This is a genomic window from Methylobacterium sp. WL9, from assembly GCF_008040035.1.
GTDB classification, from domain to species: domain Bacteria; phylum Pseudomonadota; class Alphaproteobacteria; order Rhizobiales; family Beijerinckiaceae; genus Methylobacterium; species Methylobacterium thuringiense.
The window spans coordinates 1-1,492 of the sequence record NZ_VRVE01000175.1; the positions used below are offsets into that span (position 1 = coordinate 1).

General features: G+C 72.1%; 2 pseudogenes. Both read left to right on the top strand.

The features are described from left to right. Nucleotides 1–145: pseudogene (locus FV217_RS22270) on the top strand (hypothetical protein); the annotation flags it as partial. Next, a pseudogene (locus tag FV217_RS22275) lies at nt 145–1,492 on the top strand (OmpA family protein); the annotation flags it as partial. The pseudogenes FV217_RS22270 and FV217_RS22275, both read left to right, overlap by 1 nt.

The following is a 1,492-nucleotide window of genomic DNA, read 5'->3' on the forward strand; positions in this document are numbered from 1 at the left end:
GCGCACCATCCTCAAGGTCGCCACCGAGATCGTGCGCCAGCAGGACGCGTTCTTCGTGCATGGCGTCGCGCATCTGCGCCCGCTCAACCTCAAGACGGTGGCCGAGGCGATCGGCATGCACGAGTCGGCGGTCCGGCGGGCTTCATGGAGGGCGCCTCCTATCTCGTTGCGCGCCTTGGCGGATTCGCTCCGGGCGCCGTCGCGAGCCTGAGCGATACGACACTTTCGATACGCGGCGAGGCCCTCGATCCGGCGGCCTACGCGGCAGGACAGGACGCGCCGCCGCAGGGCTTCGGACTCGGGGCGATCGAGATCCTGCCGCCCCGCGTCGACGACTTCCGCTTCGTCGTAGAGCGCCGTCCCGACGGCGGCCTGACCCTCGGCGGCAACGTCGTCTCCGAGGCGGCCCGGGCCGAGGCGCTCAAGATGGCGGGGATAGTCCTGGCGAACACCGGGATGCAGGCCGGGGTGGACGACGCGATGCGCACCGCACGCGGCCTCGACCCCGCGATCGACCCGGCCGCCCTGACCAAGGCCGCACTTCGCCTCGCCGGCCTGATCCGCGAGGGCTCGGTCCGCTTCGAGCGCGGCAACCTGTCGGTCTCGGGTACCGCGCTCGACGAGGAGGCGGTCGGCGAGGCCGAGGCGGCTCTGCGCGACGCCCGTCCGGCCGGAATCGGCGCCGGCACGGTCTCGCTCGAGGTGCGGCCGGTCTCGCCCTATACGACGCGCATCCGGCGCGATTCGGGCAGCGTGACGCTGTCGGGCTATCTGCCCGACCGGGCGGCGCGCGAATCGCTGAACGCCGCCCTGCGACTGCGCTTCCTGCGCGAGGCGATCGTCGACCGCTCGCGTCTCTCCTCCGGCGCGCGCCCCGGCCTCGTCGCCGCGCTCACCGCCACCCTCGGCCCGCTCTCGACGCTCGCAAGCGGCGAGATTGCCGTCACCGGCCGCACGATGCAACTCGGTGGCGAGAGCCTCTATGCCGAGAGCGCCCGCCGCACCGGAGAGGACCTGCGCCGCGCCGTGCCGCCGGGCTGGGAGAGCACGGTCGCCGTCACCACCCGCGACGCGGCCCCGGCCTACGACGCGCCGACCTGCGCCCGGCTGTTCTCGGAGCGGCTCGCCGGACACACGCTGCGCTTCGCCCCCGGCAGCAGCGAGCTGAAGCCGGATTTCTATCCGGTGCTCGACGCCGTCGCCGAACTCGTCAAGGCCTGCCGGGCCGAGCGCGTCGAGGTGATCGGCCATCTCGATCCCCCCGGCGCAAAGCCGCCGAAACCCGAGACCCTGCCGGAGGCCAAGGCCGAAAAAGACAAGGCCGACAAGGCGAAAGCCGACAAAGCCAAGACTTCAAGTAAAGAGAAGACGACGGGCAACGACAAGGCACCGGGCAAGGTAGCCGAAGCCGGCAAGGCGGCGGACAACACGAAGGCGGACAAGGCAAAACCGGCCCCCACCCCCACCGAGCCGCCGCCTTGCCGGCTTCGGC